At 71.4% G+C, this 17,899-nt stretch carries 19 protein-coding genes and 1 pseudogene; 7 read left to right on the top strand and 13 right to left on the bottom strand.

Annotated elements, in window-relative coordinates:
• Positions 1-4 precede the first annotated feature (4 nt).
• Positions 5-805, top strand: coding sequence for an SDR family oxidoreductase (locus AB0K00_RS52070; protein WP_363538299.1), 801 nt, complete (start codon positions 5-7; stop codon positions 803-805).
• A 13-nt stretch (positions 806-818) separates the two neighbouring features.
• On the opposite strand, the gene AB0K00_RS52065 is transcribed toward AB0K00_RS52070, so the two are convergent.
• The 3 genes from AB0K00_RS52065 to AB0K00_RS52055 all read right to left on the bottom strand — a co-directional run bounded on the left by AB0K00_RS52065 (position 819) and on the right by AB0K00_RS52055 (position 3,025).
• On the bottom strand, positions 819-1,820 hold the full coding sequence (locus AB0K00_RS52065; protein WP_363538298.1) for an LLM class flavin-dependent oxidoreductase: 1,002 nt from the start codon (positions 1,818-1,820) through the stop codon (positions 819-821).
• The gene (locus AB0K00_RS52060; RefSeq protein WP_363538297.1) at positions 1,817-2,341 is read right to left on the bottom strand and encodes a nitroreductase family protein; all 525 of its coding nucleotides are present in this window, start codon (positions 2,339-2,341) and stop codon (positions 1,817-1,819) included. Before AB0K00_RS52060 ends, AB0K00_RS52065 begins: the two co-directional genes overlap by 4 nt.
• Positions 2,342-2,407: 66 nt before the next feature.
• Positions 2,408-3,025: a helix-turn-helix domain-containing protein gene (locus AB0K00_RS52055; protein WP_363538296.1), complete on the bottom strand. Its 618-nt coding sequence runs from the start codon at positions 3,023-3,025 to the stop codon at positions 2,408-2,410.
• Between the two features lie 118 nt (positions 3,026-3,143).
• Here AB0K00_RS52055 and AB0K00_RS52050 point away from each other — a divergent pair, with 118 nt between their 5' ends.
• Entirely contained in the window at positions 3,144-3,749 is a 606-nt protein-coding gene (locus AB0K00_RS52050) for an LUD domain-containing protein (protein WP_363538295.1), read from the top strand.
• A gap of 69 nt (positions 3,750-3,818) precedes the next feature.
• Here the strand turns inward: AB0K00_RS52050 and AB0K00_RS52045 are convergent, their stop codons facing one another.
• Entirely contained in the window at positions 3,819-4,121 is a 303-nt protein-coding gene (locus AB0K00_RS52045; RefSeq protein ID WP_363538294.1) for a helix-turn-helix transcriptional regulator, read from the bottom strand.
• Positions 4,122-4,187: 66 nt separating this feature from the next.
• Here AB0K00_RS52045 and map point away from each other — a divergent pair, with 66 nt between their 5' ends.
• The 3 genes from map (at position 4,188) to AB0K00_RS52030 (ending at position 6,664) form a co-directional block, all read left to right on the top strand.
• Complete coding sequence (gene map / locus AB0K00_RS52040) at positions 4,188-4,964, top strand: type I methionyl aminopeptidase (RefSeq protein WP_363538293.1); 777 nt, start codon at positions 4,188-4,190, stop codon at positions 4,962-4,964.
• 114 nt (positions 4,965-5,078) lie between these two features.
• Entirely contained in the window at positions 5,079-5,945 is an 867-nt protein-coding gene (locus tag AB0K00_RS52035; RefSeq protein ID WP_363538292.1) for an SDR family oxidoreductase, read from the top strand.
• Between the two features lie 86 nt (positions 5,946-6,031).
• Complete coding sequence (locus tag AB0K00_RS52030; RefSeq protein WP_363538291.1) at positions 6,032-6,664, top strand: TetR/AcrR family transcriptional regulator; 633 nt, start codon at positions 6,032-6,034, stop codon at positions 6,662-6,664.
• A 25-nt stretch (positions 6,665-6,689) separates the two neighbouring features.
• Here the strand turns inward: AB0K00_RS52030 and AB0K00_RS52025 are convergent, their stop codons facing one another.
• A complete protein-coding gene (locus AB0K00_RS52025; protein ID WP_363538290.1) occupies positions 6,690-8,609 on the bottom strand; it encodes a potassium transporter Kup in 1,920 nt (639 codons plus the stop codon).
• 75 nt (positions 8,610-8,684) lie between these two features.
• On the bottom strand, positions 8,685-9,152 hold the full coding sequence (locus AB0K00_RS52020; RefSeq protein ID WP_363538289.1) for a hypothetical protein: 468 nt from the start codon (positions 9,150-9,152) through the stop codon (positions 8,685-8,687).
• Positions 9,153-9,484: 332 nt separating this feature from the next.
• Between AB0K00_RS52020 and AB0K00_RS52015 the strand changes: the two genes are divergently transcribed.
• Both AB0K00_RS52015 and corA read left to right on the top strand, forming a co-directional pair.
• A complete protein-coding gene (locus AB0K00_RS52015) occupies positions 9,485-9,619 on the top strand; it encodes a hypothetical protein (RefSeq protein ID WP_363538288.1) in 135 nt (44 codons plus the stop codon).
• Between the two features lie 118 nt (positions 9,620-9,737).
• Positions 9,738-10,784 carry a magnesium/cobalt transporter CorA gene (gene corA / locus AB0K00_RS52010; RefSeq protein WP_363538287.1) on the top strand — a complete coding sequence of 349 codons (1,047 nt, stop codon included), beginning with the start codon at positions 9,738-9,740 and terminating at the stop codon, positions 10,782-10,784.
• A 42-nt stretch (positions 10,785-10,826) separates the two neighbouring features.
• Here corA and AB0K00_RS52005 read toward each other — a convergent pair whose 3' ends face one another.
• The 7 genes and pseudogenes from AB0K00_RS52005 to AB0K00_RS51975 all read right to left on the bottom strand — a co-directional run.
• Positions 10,827-11,396, bottom strand: a complete 570-nt coding sequence (locus AB0K00_RS52005; protein WP_363538286.1) for a hypothetical protein — start codon at positions 11,394-11,396, stop codon at positions 10,827-10,829.
• A gap of 97 nt (positions 11,397-11,493) precedes the next feature.
• Entirely contained in the window at positions 11,494-12,825 is a 1,332-nt protein-coding gene (locus AB0K00_RS52000) for a diaminopimelate decarboxylase (protein WP_363538285.1), read from the bottom strand.
• On the bottom strand, positions 12,822-13,217 hold the full coding sequence (locus tag AB0K00_RS51995) for an Lrp/AsnC ligand binding domain-containing protein (protein WP_363538284.1): 396 nt from the start codon (positions 13,215-13,217) through the stop codon (positions 12,822-12,824). Before AB0K00_RS51995 ends, AB0K00_RS52000 begins: the two co-directional genes overlap by 4 nt.
• Positions 13,218-13,302: 85 nt before the next feature.
• Positions 13,303-13,980: a response regulator gene (locus AB0K00_RS51990; protein WP_363538283.1), complete on the bottom strand. Its 678-nt coding sequence runs from the start codon at positions 13,978-13,980 to the stop codon at positions 13,303-13,305.
• Positions 13,977-16,592 (bottom strand): sensor histidine kinase KdpD, encoded by a 2,616-nt coding sequence (locus tag AB0K00_RS51985; RefSeq protein WP_363538282.1) that lies wholly within the window; start codon positions 16,590-16,592, stop codon positions 13,977-13,979. The genes AB0K00_RS51990 and AB0K00_RS51985 overlap by 4 nt, the downstream gene beginning before the upstream one ends.
• Before the next feature lie 78 nt (positions 16,593-16,670).
• Positions 16,671-17,558, bottom strand: coding sequence for a potassium-transporting ATPase subunit C (locus AB0K00_RS51980; RefSeq protein WP_363538281.1), 888 nt, complete (start codon positions 17,556-17,558; stop codon positions 16,671-16,673).
• Positions 17,558-17,899: pseudogene (locus AB0K00_RS51975) on the bottom strand (potassium-transporting ATPase subunit B); the annotation flags it as partial. The pseudogene AB0K00_RS51975 and the gene AB0K00_RS51980, both read right to left, overlap by 1 nt.

Genomic DNA, 17,899 nt, shown 5'->3' with positions numbered 1-17,899 from the left:
CGGTGTGTCCGCACCAGGCAAGCCAGGCAAGCCAGGCAAGGCGGTGGTGGTGACCGCCGCCGGCAGTGGCATCGGCCGGGCCACCGCGGAACTCTTCGCGGGCCGCGGGTTCGCGGTCGTCGGCGTCGACAGCGACCCGGCGCGCCTCTCCGAGCTCGACAAGGTGGACGGTGTCGTGACGCTCCTCGGTGACGTCGCCGAGGAGCGGACGAACGAGGAGATGGTGGCGCTGGCGCTGCGCCGGTTCGGCCGGCTCGACGTCGCCGTGCTCAACGCCGGTGCCGGTGGGGCGCCGCCGCTGGAGGACGGCGGTGCGATCGCGGCGCTCGACGCGATCCACGCCGTCAACGTCCGGGGTGCCGCGCTCGGCATCCGGGCGGCGGCGCCCGCACTGCGCGCGGCCGGCGGCGGGTCCGTCGTCGTCACCGCCTCGGTCGCCGGGCTGCGCGGCGACCCGTACACGTGGGCGTACAACACCACCAAGGCCGCGGCGGTCAACCTCGTGCGGTCGGCCGCCCTCGACTATGCCTACCAGGGCATCCGGATCAACGCGATCGCGCCGGGCCTGACCCGCACCGCACGCACCGCCGCGGTGCTCCAGGATGTCGGGCGTGCCGACGAGCTGACCCGGCGCATCCCGCTCGGCCGCTGGGCCGAGCCGGAGGAGCAGGCCGAGGTCATCTGGTTCCTGGCCTCGCCGGCCGCCTCATACATCACCGGCACGGTCCTGGCCAGTGACGGCGGCCTGAGCGCCAGCAACGGGCTGTTTCTCCCACCCGTCGCCGAAGCCCACCGACCGGGCTGACGGCGCACGCGGCTCAGGGGCGCTGCCAGCCGAGCGCCGGCGCCACCGACTCTGCCACGTCGTGCAGGATCTGCTCGTACTGCGTCCGGTCGAACTCGTACGGCAGCTCGAGGCGCAGCTCGTCCACCGCCTGCACGGCCGCGTCCGCGCGCAGGCGGTCCACGATCTCGGCGCTGGTGCCGATGACGTCCGGGGCGAACAGCGTGCGGCGTTCCCCGTGCGGCCTGCGGGTGCGGTCGCGACGGGCGTCGGCGTAGGCGAGGTACCGCTGCCGGGTCGCGCGGTCGGCGCTGTCCAGGGGGACGATCACCCGGCCGACCGCGATCCGGGCCGGGCGGCCGATGACGGCCCGGTATTCGGTGATGTGCGCGAGCTGCGCGGTCACGAAGTCGTCGGTGTCCTCGCCGGAGACGATGTTGCCGGCGAGGAGGTTCAGGCCGGCCGACGCCGCCCAGCGCACCGACCGGAGGCTGCCGCCGCCATACCAGAGCCGGTCCACGAGGCCTTTGCTGTACGGCTGCAGCCGCGGGCGCTGCACGTTGCCGGGGGAGTGCACGACCGTGTCGGGGCCGCCGATGAACTCGCCGCGCAGGTTGTCCCGCAGGCGGGCGATCCTGTTGTAGGACAGGTCGAAGGAGCGCCAGTCGCCGTCGAAGACGAGGTCGCCGATGAGGTCGGCGTGCGGCGGGGTACCGGCGCTGAACCCGACCTGCAGCCGGCCCCGGGACAGGACGTCGGCCATCGACAGGTCCTCGGCGAGCCGGAACGGGCTCTCGTAGCCGATCGGGATGACGGCGGTGCCGAGCTGCAGGCGGGTGGTGCGCTGGCCGGCCGCGGCGAGGAACACCGCCGCGGACCCGACGCCGTGCTCGAGGTGGCGCTGGCGGATCCAGGCGCCGTCGAAGCCGAGCCGTTCGCCGTACTCGAACAGCTGCAGGGTCGCTTCCAGCCCCGCATACGGGTCGTCGTCGGGGAAGTTGCCCGGTGTCAGGAAGGCGAGGGTGCGGACGGTCACGACGACCGCCAGCGGCCGTGGTGCACGACCTCCTCGATCGGGCGGCGGTCGGGCCTGGCGATCGGGCGCAGCGGCCGGTCGGCGGGGTAGCCGGCGCCGATCAGGTAGGAGATCGTGTGGCCCGGCGGCACGCCGAGGATCGCGCGCGCCTCATCCTGGTCGCCCACGGACGAGTGGCCGGTGCCGATGCCGAGGTCGGCGGCGGCGACCAGGATCGCGTACGCGGCCTGGCCCAGGTCGAACTGGTCGACCAGCCGGGTGCGCTCGTCGTCGGCGTCGGGCACCACGAGGGCGATGGCGGCCGCCGCGCCGGCGATGTGGTGGGCGCCCCGCCACACCGTCGCCAGCCGCCGCAGCTGATCCCGGTCGGTGACCACGACGAAGTCGCGGTGCTGCCGGTTGGACGCCGACGGGGCCCGCCACCCCGCCTCGACGATGCGGCCGAGGTCCGCCGCCGGGATCGGATCCGGACCGTACTGCCGGACATTGCGCCGCGCCGCCAGCGCGTCCCAGGTCTCCATGCCCGGAACCATATCATTGTAAACCGATCGTGTTACTAGGATATTGTGCCGCCGGACGCTGGTGGGTCAGTCGTCCGGCGAGCTCGCCGTGTTCGCCGGGCCCGGGTGGGTGACCCGCCGGACGAGGTCCTCCCAGCCGAGGGCCAGCCGGTCCTCGATCGCCGATTCGGGCGGCCCGCTGCCGTCCAGTGGCATGTAGAGCAGCAGCGGTACGTCCAGCGCCGCGGTCAGTTGCATCGCGAGGATGTCGAGGTCTGCCGCGCCGATCGACATCTGCCGCAGCAGCACCCGGATGTGCATCTGCGCCACCATGGCCGGCGGGCCGAACGGCACCGGTGTGCGGCCGTCCAGCCCGGCCCGGGCGATCTCACGGTTCTCCAGCAGGAACCGGATGCGCTCGCGTCCGAATGCGATCAACCGGTCCAGCGGCTCGGCGCCGGGACCCAGGGGTGGCGGCCCGGACAGCACGCGTCCTTGGAAGGCTCGCTCGCTCTCGTCGAGCAGTGCCATGAAGATGCCGGCTCGGGTGCCGAACCGCCGGAAGACCGTGCCTTTGCCGAGGCCGGACCGCTCGGCGAGGGCGTCCATGGTGAGTTTGTCGACGCCCGCCTCGGCCAGCATCTCGCGCGCTGTCGCGACCAGCACCGCCCGATTCCGGGTGGCGTCGGCGCGCTCTCTGTTCACGCGAACACCCTATCCGCCGTGGTGTGGCTCACGCGCCCTTGCCTCAGCGCGTAAGCGGGGTAGAGTCCGTTTCACCAAGCGGGGTAAAGTCCGCTTACGTGAGGAAGCGAGTGCTGTTATGTCCCAGTTCGATGTCCTGCCCGATGAGCGGACCGTCGCCTCGACCGTGGCCGCGCTGGAGGCGCACGGGTTCGGCGTGGAGGTCGTCGACGACCTCGCGGCGGCCCGCAAGACCGTGCTGGCCCGCATTCCGCACGGTGCCAGGGTGTGGAGCAACACCTCGATCACGCTGGACGAGACCGGGATCGCGGCCGAGATCGACGCCGCCGACGGCCCGTACGAGTCGGTGCGCCTCAAGGTCACCGCGCAGAACTTCGCCAGCCGCCAGATGAAGGAGCTCGCCGCCGCGCCGGACTACGCGCTCGGCAGCGTGCACGCCATCACGCAGGACGGCGAGCTGCTGATCGGCTCCGCGTCGGGCAGCCAGTTCGCGACCGTGGCGTGGGGCGCGGACAACGTGGTCCTGGTGGCCGGCCTGCAGAAGGTGGTGCCGGACCTGGAAACCGCGCGCCGCCGGGTGCGCGAGCACAGCCTGCCCCTGGAGGACGTGCGCGCGCAGGCGGCCTACGGGCAGAACAGCCGCCTCAACAAGACGCTGGAGCTCTACGGCGATATGCCGGGCCGCACCCACCTGGTCCTGATCCGCCAGGTCATCGGCTTCTGAACCGGCCGGCGCGGCGGACGCACCACAGGCACGCCACACGGCCGCGAGGCCGGGTGGCGTGGGCCTGACCTACGAGGCCAGCCGCTCGGCGGTGTTGCGGCCTGAGCCTGCGAGGCCGGCCTCGGTGTCAGCCTGGTTGATCTCCGACCACACCGCGTCGAGGGAGAGGCCGAGGACGTCGGCGATCGCGGCGATGGTCGGGAAGGCGGGGGTGGCGACGCGCCCGGACTCGATCTTCCGGAGGGTCTCCGGTGAGACGCCTGCGTCCAGCGCGGTGGTGAGCATCGATCTCGCCCCCCGGGCGCGGCGCAGGAGGGCGCCGAGGCGCTGCCCGCGTTCGACCTCTGCGGTGCTGAGCGGCAACCTGACCATGGCTCCGATTCTAGTACCGGGATAATATGGCCGGGATACTTATTGGTCGGACGAGTAAGGCGCCGCATGATCGAGATCTTGGACCCCACTGACCTGCCGCGGGCGAAGGACGCGGGCGCCCTGGTCGCCGGCATCCTGCAGACCCTGAAGGGCCGCAGCGCGGTCGGCACGAACCTGCTGGACATCGACCAGTGGGCCCGCGGCATGATCGCCGAGGCCGGGGCGCAGTCCTGCTACGTCGACTATGCGCCGTCCTTCGGGCGCGGGCCGTTCGGCCACTACATCTGCACGTCGGTGAACGACGCGGTGCTCCACGGGCTGCCGCACGACTACGCGCTTGCCGACGGCGACCTGCTGTCGCTCGACCTCGCCGTCTCCGTGGGCGGCGTGGTCGCCGACTCCGCCATCAGCTTCATCGTGGGTGACGTCAGGCCGCCGGAGAGCATCGCGATGATCGACGCGACCGAGCGCGCACTGAGCGCGGGGATCGCCGCGGCCGGCCCCGGCGCTCGCATCGGTGACCTCTCCCATGCCATCGGCTCGGTCCTCAGCGCGGCGGGGTACCCGATCAACACCGAGTTCGGCGGTCACGGGGTCGGTTCGACGATGCACCAGGACCCGCACGTGCCGAACACGGGGCGGGCAGGTCGCGGGTACAAGCTGCGCCCGGGGCTGCTGCTGGCGCTGGAGCCGTGGGTCATGGCGGACACCGCCAAGCTCGTCACCGACGCCGACGGCTGGACGCTCCGAAGCGCGACGGGCTGCCGGACGGCGCACAGCGAGCACACGATCGCCATCACCAGCGACGGCGCCGAAATCCTCACCCTGCCGGCACAACCGTGAGGTGACGAGCGCAGCGAGCCGGTGAACGGCGTCACATGTACCCCCGCGGCCTGCTTTTAACGACAGGATGTCGTAATCTTAGCGACAGGTTGTCGTATAAAGGAGCGTGGCGTCGTGACCAAGCGAACCCAGCAGCTGATCGTCGTGACCGGAGCCTCCACGGGCATCGGCGCGGCGGCCGCCCGCGAACTGGCCCGCCAGGGATTCCACGTCCTGGCGGGCGTGCGCCGCGACCGTGACGCCGACGCCATCCGGTCGGCCGACATCGAGCCGGTCATCCTCGACATCACCAAGCCCGAGCAGGTGGAAGCACTCGCCGCGCGGGTCGCCGGCGACCCGCGGGCGCTGCACGCGCTCGTCAACAACGCCGGCATCCAGGTGAACGCCCCGGTCGAGGCCCTGCCGATGGAGCAGTGGCGGTGGGTGTTCGAAGTCAACCTCTTCGGCCACATCGCCGTCACGCAGGCGCTCTTCCCCGCGCTGCTGCGCAGCAAGGGTCGCGTGATCAACATCAGCTCGGTCGGCGGCAAGGCCGCCATGCCCACCTACGGCGCGTACGCCGGCGCGAAGTTCGCCCTGGAGGCGGTCAGCGACTCGCTGCGGCGGGAGGTCGCGCCGCTGGGCATCCAGGTGGTCGTGGTCGAGCCCGGCGGTGTCCGCACGGAGATGGCCACCCGCGGGATCGCGACGGCGAACCAGCTGGCCGCCCGGATGACGCCGGAGCAGGACGAGCGCTACGGCGGCCTGGTCCAGGCGATCAACACGCTGATGGCCTCGGGCACCGCGTCGGGCGTGACCGCCGATGCCGCCGCCGGGGTCATCGCGAAGGCCGTGACGACGCGCAGGCCGCGCACCCGGTACACCATCGGCCGGGACGCCGCCCTGCTCACCCGGCTGGTCCGGATGCTGTCCGACCGCACGCTCGACCGCGTCATCGCCGCCACCCTGCGCCGCCACTACCCGAAAGGCGCCACCGCGTAGCCGGCACCCGCTTCCCGCGTCGCGCGTGAGGTGCGGCAGGGGCGGGCCGGGGCGTAGGGAAGGCCGCGGTGGGAGAGGATGATCGGATGCCGCGAATCCGGGGAGCCAGCATCGAGGAGCACCACGAGATGGTGTGGGCCGGCCTCGCCGACGCGATGCGGCAGCTGCTGCTCGAGCGCGACTACGACTCGATCAACATGGGCCACATCGCGGCCCGGACCGGGCTCGCGCGCAACACGCTGTACAACTACGCCCGCGACAAGAGCGCGCTGGTCCTGGCGCTGACCCACCGGGCGGGCCGGCCCGCGCTCGAGCGGGTGGCCGCGATCGCCGCACGCTCCGCGGACCCCGCCGCGGAGCGGCTGCGGGAGATCATCGAGGCGGTCCTGGAGGCCTTCACGGACCAGGTCATGCAGCTGATGTTCCGGCCGGCCCCCGGCCTGCCCGCCGCCGAGGTGCCGAAGGGGCCGGACGACCCGTTCCACGCGATCGTGGTCGAGGTGGAGCACGTCGTCCGGGACGGCATCGCACGCGGGGAGTTCCGCGACGTCGGCGACGTACACCTCGCGGTGGAGCTGCTGTCCGGTGTCATGCGCGCGGGCGCCGAACGCATCGGCCGGGACCCGGCCGCCTTCGCCGCCACGGCCCGCGCGGCGCGGGAGATCGTCCTCGCGTCGCTGGCCCGCGGCGCGGATCAGGGCCCGCCGGCCCGCCACTGAGCGAGGTTGCCCCTCGTCGCGAGGGTTACACGTCGATGTGCGAGCCCATGATGACGGTGCGGTCGCGGGGCAGGGCGAAGTGTTCGGCGGCGTCGGCGGTGATGTGGGAGGTGGCGATGAACAGGCGTTTGCGCCACCTGGCCATGGTGGGTTCGGGCCCGCCGCGAAGTTCGATCTTGGACAGGAAGTATGAGGCGTGGTCGAGGTCGAGCGGCCCTTCGGTCTGGTCCGGGTGCAGCGCCCGCAGGGCGGCGGGGACGTCGGGGGTTTCGATGTAGCCGTACCGGACGGTGACGTGGACGATGCCGTCGTCGGTGTAGCCGAGGGCATCGACGGTGGCCCGTTCGGCGGCGGGGATCCGCGGCACGGGTTCGGTCTCGATGGACATGATGACGACGTGCCGGTGGCGGATGTGGTTGTGCTCGACGTTCGCGCGCAGCGCCAGCGGGGCGGTCTGCGCGCCGCGGTTGAGGAAGACGGCCGTGCCGTGGACGGTGCTGGTCGGTAGCGTCCCGTCGGCGAGTTCGGCGACGAACTCGGTCAGAGAGCCTTCGCGTCGTTGGCGTTCCGCGGTGACGATGGCCCGGCCGCGTTGCCAGGTGGTCATGATGGTGAACGCGGTCAGGCCGATGAGCAGGGGCAGCCACGCACCGTGCAGGAGTTTGGTCAGGTTGGCCGCGACGAACAGCCCGTCGATGAGCAGCAGCACCGCCGCGCCGGTGGCGAGCAGCCAGGTGGGAGTACCCCAGCGGAGCCGGGCGACGTAGAAGAACAGCAGGGTCGTGATGGTGATGGTGCAGATGACCGCCATGCCGAACGCGAACGCGAGCGCCGCCGAGGTGCGGAACGCGAAGACGAGCGTGAGGACGGAGATCATCAGCAGCCAGTTGATCCACGGGACGTAAATCTGCCCGATGGTCGACGCCGAGGTGTGCGCGATGCGCAGCCGCGGCAGGTAGCCGAGCCGGGCCGCCTGCGCCGCGACCGAGAACGCGCCGGTGATCACGGCCTGGGAGGCGATGACGGTGGCGGCGGTGGCCAGCAGCACCATTGGCCAGCGCCCCCAGTCCGGCACGAGCAGGAAGAACGGGCTGCTGACGCTCGCGGGGTCGGCCAGGATCAACGCGCCCTGCCCCAGGTAGCTGAGCACGCACGCGGGGAAGACCAGCAGCATCCAGCCCCGGGTGATCGAGCGCCGCCCGAAGTGGCCCATGTCGGCGTACAGCGCCTCGGCGCCGGTGACGGCGAGGACGATCGCGGCGAGGGCGAAGAACGCGACGCCGAAGTTGCCGGCCAGGAAGCCCAGCGCGTACGTCGGCGACAACGCCTTGAGGATGCCCGGATACCGGACGATGCCGAGAACCCCGCACGCGGCGATGGCCACGAACCAGGCGATCATCACCGGGCCGAAGACCCGCCCGACGGCGGCGGTGCCGCGCCGCTGCACCGCGAAGAGCACCACGATGATCGCCGCGGTGATCGGCACGATCAGCTCCTCCAGCGACGGCTGGACGACCTTGAGGCCCTCCACCGCGGACAGCACGGAGATCGCCGGGGTGATCATGCTGTCGCCGAAGAACAGCGCGGCGCCGAAGATGCCCAACGCCGCCAGGACGCCGGCCGTGCGGCGACCGCGAGGCGCGCTCCACCGCCGCAGCAGCGTGATCAGCGCCATGATGCCGCCTTCGCCGTCGTTGTCGGCGCGCATCGCCAGCAGGACGTACGTGACCGTCACGATGATCGTCACCGACCAGAAGATCAGGGACACGACGCCGAACACGTTGTCGGTGGTGAGCGGCACGGGGTGCGGGTCGGCGGGGCTGAACACGGTCTGCAGCGTGTAGATCGGGCTGGTGCCGATGTCGCCGAACACCACGCCGAGCGCGCCGACCACCACCGCCAGGCGCACCACCTCACGCCCGCCGGTAGGTCGGCTGGTCAACATGGCCCCCAAGCGACAGCAGGAACGATCATCGCGCCAATCAGCACGGTACCGGGTCGGATGGGACGGCCGTAGCGGTTACGCGGTGCCCTGCGTCTCACGCGCCTTTGCCGGCGTCCGGCTCCGGCGCCGGGCCCTGGAAAGCCTGGCCCTCGGCGGGCGCTGCCGGCCACGGAACCGGCTGCCGCCGGTCGTCGGCGTGCCGACGTCCGGAGCCGGCTGCGCAAGGCCGGCGCCGTCGCCGTCGAAGCGACCGGCGCCGGGCGGCCGGGCGCGCAGCCAGTGCTGCCCCCACCCGAGCACGGCCGCGAAGCCGAGCGGGATCAGGAACGGCCAGGTGCCGCCGCGCAACGTGAGCTCGCCGAGATCGTTGACCAGGAAACCGACGTAGACCAGCATCGCGACGCCGGTGACTCCCAGGACCGCCCGCGGGTCCGCCACCTTGGCTGAGTAGACACCGACCACGACCGCCATCACGGCCGCCCGTGCGGCGAGCTCACCGTCAGGGAACAGCGCCCCGGCGACCACCGCGGCGCCGACCACCACCGCGCAACCCGCCGCCAGGCTGATCCCGGCCGGCGTGCGCGGCCGATCGTTTGGAGCGGAACGAGGGTGTTGCATCGCCGTCATCGCCCTTCCCAAGGCCGGCAACCGACCGGACGCCGGCCGCCACCTCCATCACAGCCGCCGCCGGACGGGACAACCAGGGTCCTTGACGAAACCAATACGCGCAGGTCCGGTGTCGGCGATCACCCCGGCCAACCTGCCGGACGGTGGGTTTCCTGGCTGTAGGACACTGCTCGGGGGCAGGAGCCGGGCCCTGATCACGTCGCACGGCGCGTCGGTGCCTCAGGTGCAGTGGGGGACGGAGCGTGCGGATGACGAGGCAGAAGAGCCGGATCCGGCGGTTGCTGCCGCTGCTGCTCCTTGTGGTGTTCGTCGCCTGGATCATCTTCGTCATTGTGCTCATCACGCTGCAGCCCGATCTTGGTAGCGGCAGCCGGATGGATTGACCGCAGCCGCAACTGGTGCCCGACCACGCGGCAACCGCGTGGCGCTCGTCGTCGTTCTGAAAGGTGGTGTCGGCACATGGTGCAGCGCAAGGGATGGCAGCTTCCGAGTATCCGCTTGTTGTCCACCACCCCGCCGCCCGAGCCGGCCGCGGCACCGCTCCGTGAGGGCCCGGCGGTGATCGACTGCGCCCTCTACAGCGCCGGTATCCGGCAGCCCGGCGAGCAGACCGTCGGAGAGCTGTTCGCCACGGCCAAGGCCACGGCGGACGCGTTCGTGTGGATCGGCCTCCACGAGCCGACCGAGGCGGAGATGGCCGAGGTCGCCGAGGTCTTCGACCTGCACCCCCTGGCGGTCGAGGACGCGCTGTCCGACGAGCAGGGTCCGAAGCTGGAACGGTACGAGGACACGATGTTCCTCGTCGTGCGGGCGGCCAGCTACGTGGAGCACACCGAACTGACCGAGACCAGCGAGGTCGTCGAGACCGGCTCGGTGCGGATGTTCGTCGGGGAGAAGTTCGTCGTCACCGTCCGGCACGGCTCCATCGGCGGCCTCACCGCGGTCCGCGCCGACCTGGAGGCCCACCAGGAACTGCTCACGCAGGGTCCGTGGGCGGTCGTCCACGCGATCTGCGACCGGGTCGTCGACGTCTACCTCCAGATCGCCGCGGCGTTCCAGCGGGACCTGGACTTCGTCGAGACCCAGGTCCTGCGCAGGGAGGCCGGGACCACCATCGGGCAGATCTACCAGCTCAAACGGGAACTGGTCGAGTTCCGCGGTGCGGTCCTGCCCCTGCAGCAGCCCCTGACCATGATCCTGGACGGCCGCACCATCAAACTGACCAAGGAGATCCGCCGCTACTTCCGCGACGTCAACGACCACAACAACCGGGTCGTGGACCGCATCGCCGGCTACGACGACCTGCTCAACTCGTTGTTGCAGGCCCGTCTGGCCCAGGTCACCGTCGACCAGAACAACGACATGCGCAAAATCGCCTCGTGGGCGGCGATGGCGGCGCTGCAGACGGCGTTCGCCGGCATCTACGGCATGAACTTCAAGTACATGCCCGAGCTCGAATGGCGTTACGGCTACCCCGGCCTGCTCATCGTCATGCTCATCACCACTGTGCTGCTGTACCGGTACCTGCGCCGAGCCGGCTGGCTCTAGCAGCTGCATCGCGAGGGCGAGCGGACGACGGGGCGGGGCCGGTCAGCTGACGTACACGGTGGGCCGCCTGCTCGGATCCGGTTCGGCCTCGTGCAGCAGGTGCCGGGTGAGCAGGACGGTCTGACCCGTGCCGAGCACCAGGAACTGCAGCCACTGTGCCAGCGGATGCCGGTCCGGCCAGCAGAAGAGCACCCCGGGCGTCAGCCCGGTCCGGTCGCGCAGGTGCAGCAGCACCGCCGCGATGGCGTCCGCGACGTCCCAGGACTCCGTCCGCAGCACCGTCTGCCCGTCGCGGCGCTGCCCGGTGACGGTCAACGCGGCGACATGCCTGGCGGTGCCGGGGACGGCCACCTCGAGCACCAGCGCAGCACCGCCCTCCGGCGGCGGCACCACGCTCGGGAGCGCACGACCAGGGTCGACCCGCCCGTCGGGGCCGGGCTCGCTCGCGACGAGCCACAGGCGGCCCTCGCACGCCACCTCGTCGACGAAACACGCCGCCGCCTCGTCCAGCTGCACACCCGGCAGCTGCGGGGCGTAGATCCGGCAGAGCCGCGCGCCGATCCAGATGACCAGCAGCAGGACGAGCGTCCCGCCGGCAACGACCAGCTGCACGGCTCAGCCCGCCGGTCGCGGCCGGCCGACGGGCTGCGGCCGCGACGTGATGGTCGTCCACAGACCGACGTCGGCCGGCGCGGTGCCGGTCGGCACGTCACGCCCCGCCGTGGTCGGCGTCGCGGCACAGCAGGTCGGTGAGCGACTCGCGGCGCACCAGGGTGCGGGCCTGCCCGTCGGCGACGCTGAGCAGTGCGGGCCGGCCGACGAGGTGGTAGTTGGAGGCCCGGCAGTGGTGGTAGGCGCCGGTGCCGGCGACGGCGAGGAGGTCGCCGGGGTGCACGTCGGCGGGGAGTTGCAGGGTGGGCACGATGACGTCGTCGACGTCGTTGTGGCGTCCGACGACGGTGGCCGGTTCCAGGTCGGCGCGGCTGGCGCGGCCGATGAGGGCGGCGGTGTGGGCGCCGCCGCAGAGGGCGGCGGTGGGGCAGTCGGTCATGCCGCCGTCGACGGCGACGACGCGGCGGCCGTCCTGACCGCGGATCACGGACATGATGCGATACAAGGTGAGCCCGGCCCTGGACACGATCGCCCGTCCCGGTGACACGGTCAGCGCGGGTTCGGCGAGCTGGTGCCGGCCGAGCTCCAGGTGCAGGACGGCGCGGATCCTGCTGGCGAACGCGTCCAGGGCGAAGCCGAGGTCGGCGCCGGAGTAGGCGACCGCGTGGCCGCCGCCGAGGTTCAGCCGGGTGACGTCGACGCCGTGGCGGGAGTGCATCGCGGCGCAGAACTCGACGAGGCGGCGTACCTCCCGTTCGTACACGCTGAAACGGCTGACCTGATGGCCGACGGAACAGTCGAACCCAGCCAGGCGCAGTCCCCGCTGGGCGGCGATGCGGGCGACCGCGGTCTCGGCCTCGCCGGTGCAGATCCGCGGCCCGAACCGGTGGTCGGACCCGTCGGCGGGCTCGGGCCCGGCGAGGACCCGCAGCAGCACCTGCTGCCCGTGCGGGGCGGTCGCCGCGAGCCGGGTGACCTCGGAGAGCGACTCCACGACGATGGTGCCGACCCCGGCGGCGTACGCGGCGTCGAGGTCCTCCGGGGTCTTCGCGCTGCCGTAGAGCACCACGCGGTCCATCGGGAAGCCCGCTGCCCGCGCGACGTGGAGCTCACCGGCGGAGCCGACGTACAGGCCCAGTCCTTCCTCGGCGATCCACCGGGCGACCCCGATGCTGAAGAGGGCCTTCGCGGTGTACGCGATCCGTCCGGCGCCGAACGCGGCCAGGTACTGGCGGCACCGCAGCCGCACGTCGGCCTCGTCGACGACGTAGGTCGGTGTGCCGTGCGCGGTGGCGAGGTCGGTGAGGCCGACGCCGGCGACGACGAGGTCACCGTGCGGGGCCCAGCGCGCGCCTGCCGGCCAGACGTCGCCGTTCAGCGACGGCGGCAGCGACGCCCGCAGCGATGGGATGATCTCGGCCAAGGTCATCGCCCTGCCCTCCGCAGCGAACGGTGCCGGCGGGCCGCGGACTGCGGCGCCTGAAACGTGATGCCGGTCCCGGACGGGTGCCACGGCAGTTGCGGGCAGTGCAGGTCCGGCGCGGGGGTCAGGTCCGCCTGGCGCACGACGAGGTGGGTGGTGGTGCTGACCGCACCGCCCTCGGTCCGCATGGCGGTGAGCAACTGGTCCAGCGCAACCAGGTCCGGGCAGTGGACCTGCACGGCGAGGTCGATGTCGCCGATGACGTGCCAGGCGGCGACGACCCCCTCGGTGCCGCTGAGGAACCGCTCGAAGGGAACCGGACTTGGATCGCTGAGCCGGACGAACACCAACGCTTGCAACGGGCCAGGGTTGCTGTCCCCGAGTTCGTACGTGGTCATGACATCTACGCTGGCACCGCAGGTCAGGCCCGCCAAGGCCTCTATACGCAATCCATACGCGCCTCATACGGCGACCCGTTCGCCGTCAAGGCTGGAACCGGTAGCCCATACCGGGTTCGGTGAGCAGGTGCCGCGGCCTGGCTGGGTCGTCCTCGAGCTTGCGACGCAGCTGGGCGACGAACTGGCGCAGGTAGTGCACCTCGTTGACGTAGGTGGGGCCCCACACGTGCTGCAGCAGCTCGCGGTGGCCGATCAACCGCCCCGGGTTGTGCACGAGCAGTTCCAGCAGCCGCCACTCGGTGCGGGTCAGGTGCTGGCGCTCCCCGTCGTCGCGCCGGGCGTCATGCGTCGCCAGGTCGATGGTGTACGGGCCGATCCGGACCTGGGCCGGCGCCCCGGTCGGGCCGTGGCGGCGAGTGACGGCCCGGAGCCGGGCGAGGAGCTCGTCGATGTTGAACGGTTTGGTGACGTAGTCGTCGGCGCCGGCGTCGAGGGCGTCGATCTTGTCGGTGCTGCTGCGGCGCCCGGACAGCACGATGACCGGCACCGGCGTCCAGGCGCGCAGCGCGCGGATGACCTGGACCCCGTCGAGGTCGGGCAGCCCGAGGTCGAGCACGACGACGTCGGGATGCTCGGCCTCCACTGCGGCGATCGCCTGGGTGCCGTCGGCGGCGGAGATGACGTCGTAGTGGCGGGCCTGCAGGTTGATCCGCAGCGCCCGCAGGATCTGTGGTTCGTCGTCGACGATGAGAATGCGGGTCATGCGGTGCCGTCCGTTGGGCCGTGGTGGAACTGGTCGAGGCGTTTGAGCAGTGCCGGGTCGGCTTGTTCGTCGGGGGTGGCCGGGTAGGTGTCGGGTTCGGCGGTGCGGAGGGTGAGGGTCATGGTGAGGCCGCCGCCGGGGGTGTTTTCGGGGTCGAGGTTGCCGCCCATGGCTTCGGCGAGGCCGCGGGAGAGGGCGAGGCCGAGGCCGACGCCGGTGGTGTTGTCGCGGTCGCCGAGACGTTGGAACGGCTGGAAGACCCTGTCCCGGTCGGCGGTGGGAATGCCCGGGCCGTGGTCGATGATGCGGACCTCGACGAGGCCGGCGTGTTCGCTGACGCTGATGAGGGGTGGTTGTTCGGGTGGGCTGTAGCGCAGGGCGTTGGCCAGGACGTTGACGAGGATGCGTTCCAGCAGCGTCGGGTCGGCGTAGACCTCGGGCAAATCGTCAGGGACGCTGATCCGCACACCGGCAGCGATGTCGCCGAGGTCGTCGACGCTGCGGGGGATCGCCTCGCCGACGCTGATCGGTTGAGGATGCATGCCGAGCGCGCCGGCCTGCAGCCGGCTCATGTCGAGAAGGTTCTCGACGAGGCGGTTGAGTTTGTCGAGGGATTCTTCGGCGGTGGCGAGGAGTTCTTCGCGGTCCTCGGTGGAGAATTCGATGTCGTGGCTGCGGAGGCTGCCGACGGCGGCTTTGGCGGAGGCGAGGGGGGTGCGCAGGTCGTGGCTGACGGCGGACAGCAGTGCGGTGCGGAGTTTGTCGACTTCGGCGAGGGATCCGGCTGCGGCGGCTTGTTCGGAGAGTCGTTGCTGGCGTAGTGCGATGGCGGCGTTGGCGGCGAACGCCTCGATCAGCCGCCGGTCCGACGCCGCCAGGGTCGGGCCGCGCAGCACCAGCGACAGATCGTCGTCGATCGGCACTTCGGTCTCCCCGTCGGCAGGTGACGTGCACGGCTGACCGCCGTCGCTCGCGGCGATCTGCCACGTGTCCGCCTCGCCGCGCGACCCGGATTCGGCGTCGCGGCGCTGCAACAGCGTGACGCTGGCCAGTCCGAACGATTCGCGAACCCGTTCGAGTAGGGCTTGGAGTGGCTGGTCGCCGTGCAGGACGCTGCCGGCGAGCGTGGCCAAGGTCTGCGCCTCCGCCCGGGCACTCGCCGCTTCTCTGGTCCGCCGGGCGGCGAGGTCGACGACGGTGGCCACCGCCGTGGCGACGAGGACGAATGCCAGCAAGGCGAACAGGTTCTCCCGTTCGGCGACCGTGAACCGGTGCAGCGGCGGGGTGAAGTAGTAGTTGAGCAACAGGAAGCTGCCGACGGCGGCGAACAGCGCGGGCCACAGCCCGCCGACGAGGGCGACGGCGACAGTCAGCATGAGGAAGGCGAGGATGTCGCTGGGCAGCGAGATGTCCGCCTGGACCGCGTTGAGACCCACGGTCAGCAGCGGCAGCCCCACCGCCGCGAACGCGACACCCACCAGCCGGCGGCGCAGCGTGAGCCCGCCGGTCGTCCCGAGGCGGAGCCTGCCCCGCCTGACCTGCTCGTGCGTGACGAGATGGACATCGATGGAACCGGACTCGGCGGTGGCGGTCACCCCGACGCCAGGAGACAGGATCTGGGCGAGCCGGTTGCGGCGGCTGGCGCCCAGGACCAGTTGGGTGGCGTTGACGCCGCGGGCGAAGTCGAGGAGCGCGGCCGGCACGTCATTGCCGACGACCTGGTGGTAGGTGCCGCCGAGGGTTTCGACGAGGATGCGCTGCCGGGCGAGGTTCGCCGGGTCGGCGCCGGCAAGCCCGTCACCGCGGATGACGTGGACGGCGAGGAGGTCCGCGGCTTTGGTGCGGGCGGCGACCCTGGCCGCGCGGCGGATGAGGGTGTCGCCTTCGGGACCGCCGGTGAGCGCGACGACGACGCGTTCGCGGGTTTCCCAGGTGGTGTCGATGCCGTGCTGGGCGCGGTAGTGGTCGAGTTGGTCGTCGACTTTGTCGGCGAGCCAGAGCAGGGCGAGTTCGCGGAGGGCGGTGAGGTTGCCGACGCGGAAGTAGTTGCCGAGGGCGGCGTTGACTTTTTCGGCGCGGTAGATGTTGCCGTGCGCCATGCGTCGTCGCAGTGCTTCGGGGGTCATGTCGACGAGTTCGATTTGTTCGGCGCGGCGGACGACGGCGTCGGGGACGGTTTCGCGTTGGGGGACGCCGGTGATTTGTTCGACGACGTCGTTGAGGGATTCGAGGTGTTGGATGTTGACGGTGGTGAGGACGGTGATGCCGGCGTCGAGGAGTTCCTCGATGTCGTGGAACCGTTTGGCGTGGCGGCTGCCGGGGACGTTGGTGTGGGCGAGTTCGTCGACGACGACGACCTCGGGGTGGCGGGCCAGGACCGCGTCGAGGTCCATTTCGGTGAACTCCGCGCCCCGATAGGTCATCGCCTTGCGGGGGACGACCTCCAGGCCGGACAGCATGGCTTCGGTGAACGGCCGGCCGTGGGTTTCGACGAAGCCGACGACGACGTCGGTGCCGCGTTGCTGGCGGCGGCGGCCTTCTTCGAGCATTTTGTAGGTTTTGCCGACCCCGGGCGCGGCGCCGAGGTAGACCCGCAGTTGTCCGCGCGCCATCGTTGCACCGCACTCTCTCCGCCACAGGACGGGTCGTCGCCCGGCCCGCCGCCGGGATGGCGGCGGGCCGGGAACAGGTCAGCCGCGGACCGGGTGCCCGGCGTCGAGGGCCAGGTTCAGCTGCAGGACGTTGACGCCCGGTTCGCCGACGAACCCGAGCACCCGCCCGGTGGTGTACTTGTCGACCAGCTTCTGCGCGTCCGCCGGCGACATGCCGCGGGCGGCCGCGACCCGGTTCACCTGGAGCCGGGCGTAGGCGACGCTGATGTGCGGGTCGAGCCCGCTGCCGCTGGCGGTGACCGCGTCGGCCGGGACCGCCGGCTGGTCCGGTGCGTCGCCGCGGACCGGCGTGACGACACCCTTGCTGTAGTCCTCACCGAACACGGCCAGCTCGACCTTGACACCGTCGTAGGTGGCGATGAACGGCTCGGCCGGTGCCGTCTCGTTGAGGCTCACGACCCGGGTCACCGGGCCGGTCGCGCCGTCGCGGTGGAACACGGCGAGGACCGCGCCGACACCGTCCGGTGTGCAGTAGGGCCGGGCGCCGTCGACGCCTTCGAGTTCGCCGATGGCCTTGCTGCGGGCGCAGACCTGGGTGAGCAGGCTCTGCTTACCCTCATCCTCCTTGTCGGCAGGGTCGGCGAGGGTGTCCACGACGTTCTCCGGACCCAGGTTGCTCGCCGACGTGGACCTCGGGTCGTACCCGTCGCCGGCGGCGGACGGCCGGGACTGGAAGTACTGCTTGAGTGGGTTGCCGTCGGTGTCGGTGAACGCTTGGCCGATGAGGCGGCTGCCGACGGTCTTGCCGTCCTTGTCGATGAGGGAGCCGTCGGCGCGGCTGGACAGGCCGGGGATCTGGCCGATGCCGACCATGAGCAGTGGGTAGACGATGCCCAGGAGGATGGTGAGGACGAGCAGGGCGCGGAGCGCGGCGAGGTGTTGGCTGAGCCAGGCTGGTAGGCGCATCAGGAGATCCCTGGGATGAACTGGATGATGAGGTCGATGGCTTTGATGCCGATGAAGGGGACGATGACGCCGCCGGCGCCGTAGACGAGCAGGTTGCGGCGCAGCATCGACGCGGCCGAGCCGGGCCGGTACTGCACCCCGCGGAGGGCGAGGGGGATGAGGGCGACGATGACGATGGCGTTGAAGATGACCGCGGACAGGATCGCCGAGGTGGGCGAGTCCAGGCGCATGATGTTGAGTTTGTCCAGGCCGGGGTAGATCGCGGCGAACATGGCCGGGATGATCGCGAAGTATTTGGCGATGTCGTTGGCGATGGAGAACGTGGTCAGGGCGCCGCGGGT

The organism is Dactylosporangium sp. NPDC049525, assembly GCF_040676755.1.
In the GTDB taxonomy this organism is placed as follows: Bacteria; Actinomycetota; Actinomycetes; order Mycobacteriales; family Micromonosporaceae; genus Dactylosporangium.
Note: the sequence above shows the minus strand (reverse complement) of the source record. Positions and strands in the feature narration are given on the sequence as shown.

Bases quoted from the DNA above. Each gene is read 5' to 3' on its own strand.
- AB0K00_RS52025 (WP_363538290.1), bottom strand. From the start codon at position 8,609: ATGTTGACCAGCCGACCTACCGGCGGGCGTGAGGTGGTGCGCCTGGCG.
- AB0K00_RS51980 (WP_363538281.1), bottom strand. From the start codon at position 17,558: ATGCGCCTACCAGCCTGGCTCAGCCAACACCTCGCCGCGCTCCGCGCC.
- map (WP_363538293.1), top strand. From the start codon at position 4,188: ATGATCGAGATCTTGGACCCCACTGACCTGCCGCGGGCGAAGGACGCG.
- AB0K00_RS52000 (WP_363538285.1), bottom strand. From the start codon at position 12,825: ATGACCTTGGCCGAGATCATCCCATCGCTGCGGGCGTCGCTGCCGCCG.
- AB0K00_RS52060 (WP_363538297.1), bottom strand. From the start codon at position 2,341: ATGGAGACCTGGGACGCGCTGGCGGCGCGGCGCAATGTCCGGCAGTAC.
- AB0K00_RS52015 (WP_363538288.1), top strand. From the start codon at position 9,485: ATGACGAGGCAGAAGAGCCGGATCCGGCGGTTGCTGCCGCTGCTGCTC.
- AB0K00_RS52050 (WP_363538295.1), top strand. From the start codon at position 3,144: ATGTCCCAGTTCGATGTCCTGCCCGATGAGCGGACCGTCGCCTCGACC.
- AB0K00_RS51995 (WP_363538284.1), bottom strand. From the start codon at position 13,217: ATGACCACGTACGAACTCGGGGACAGCAACCCTGGCCCGTTGCAAGCG.
- AB0K00_RS51985 (WP_363538282.1), bottom strand. From the start codon at position 16,592: ATGGCGCGCGGACAACTGCGGGTCTACCTCGGCGCCGCGCCCGGGGTC.
- AB0K00_RS52030 (WP_363538291.1), top strand. From the start codon at position 6,032: ATGCCGCGAATCCGGGGAGCCAGCATCGAGGAGCACCACGAGATGGTG.
- AB0K00_RS51990 (WP_363538283.1), bottom strand. From the start codon at position 13,980: ATGACCCGCATTCTCATCGTCGACGACGAACCACAGATCCTGCGGGCG.
- AB0K00_RS52045 (WP_363538294.1), bottom strand. From the start codon at position 4,121: ATGGTCAGGTTGCCGCTCAGCACCGCAGAGGTCGAACGCGGGCAGCGC.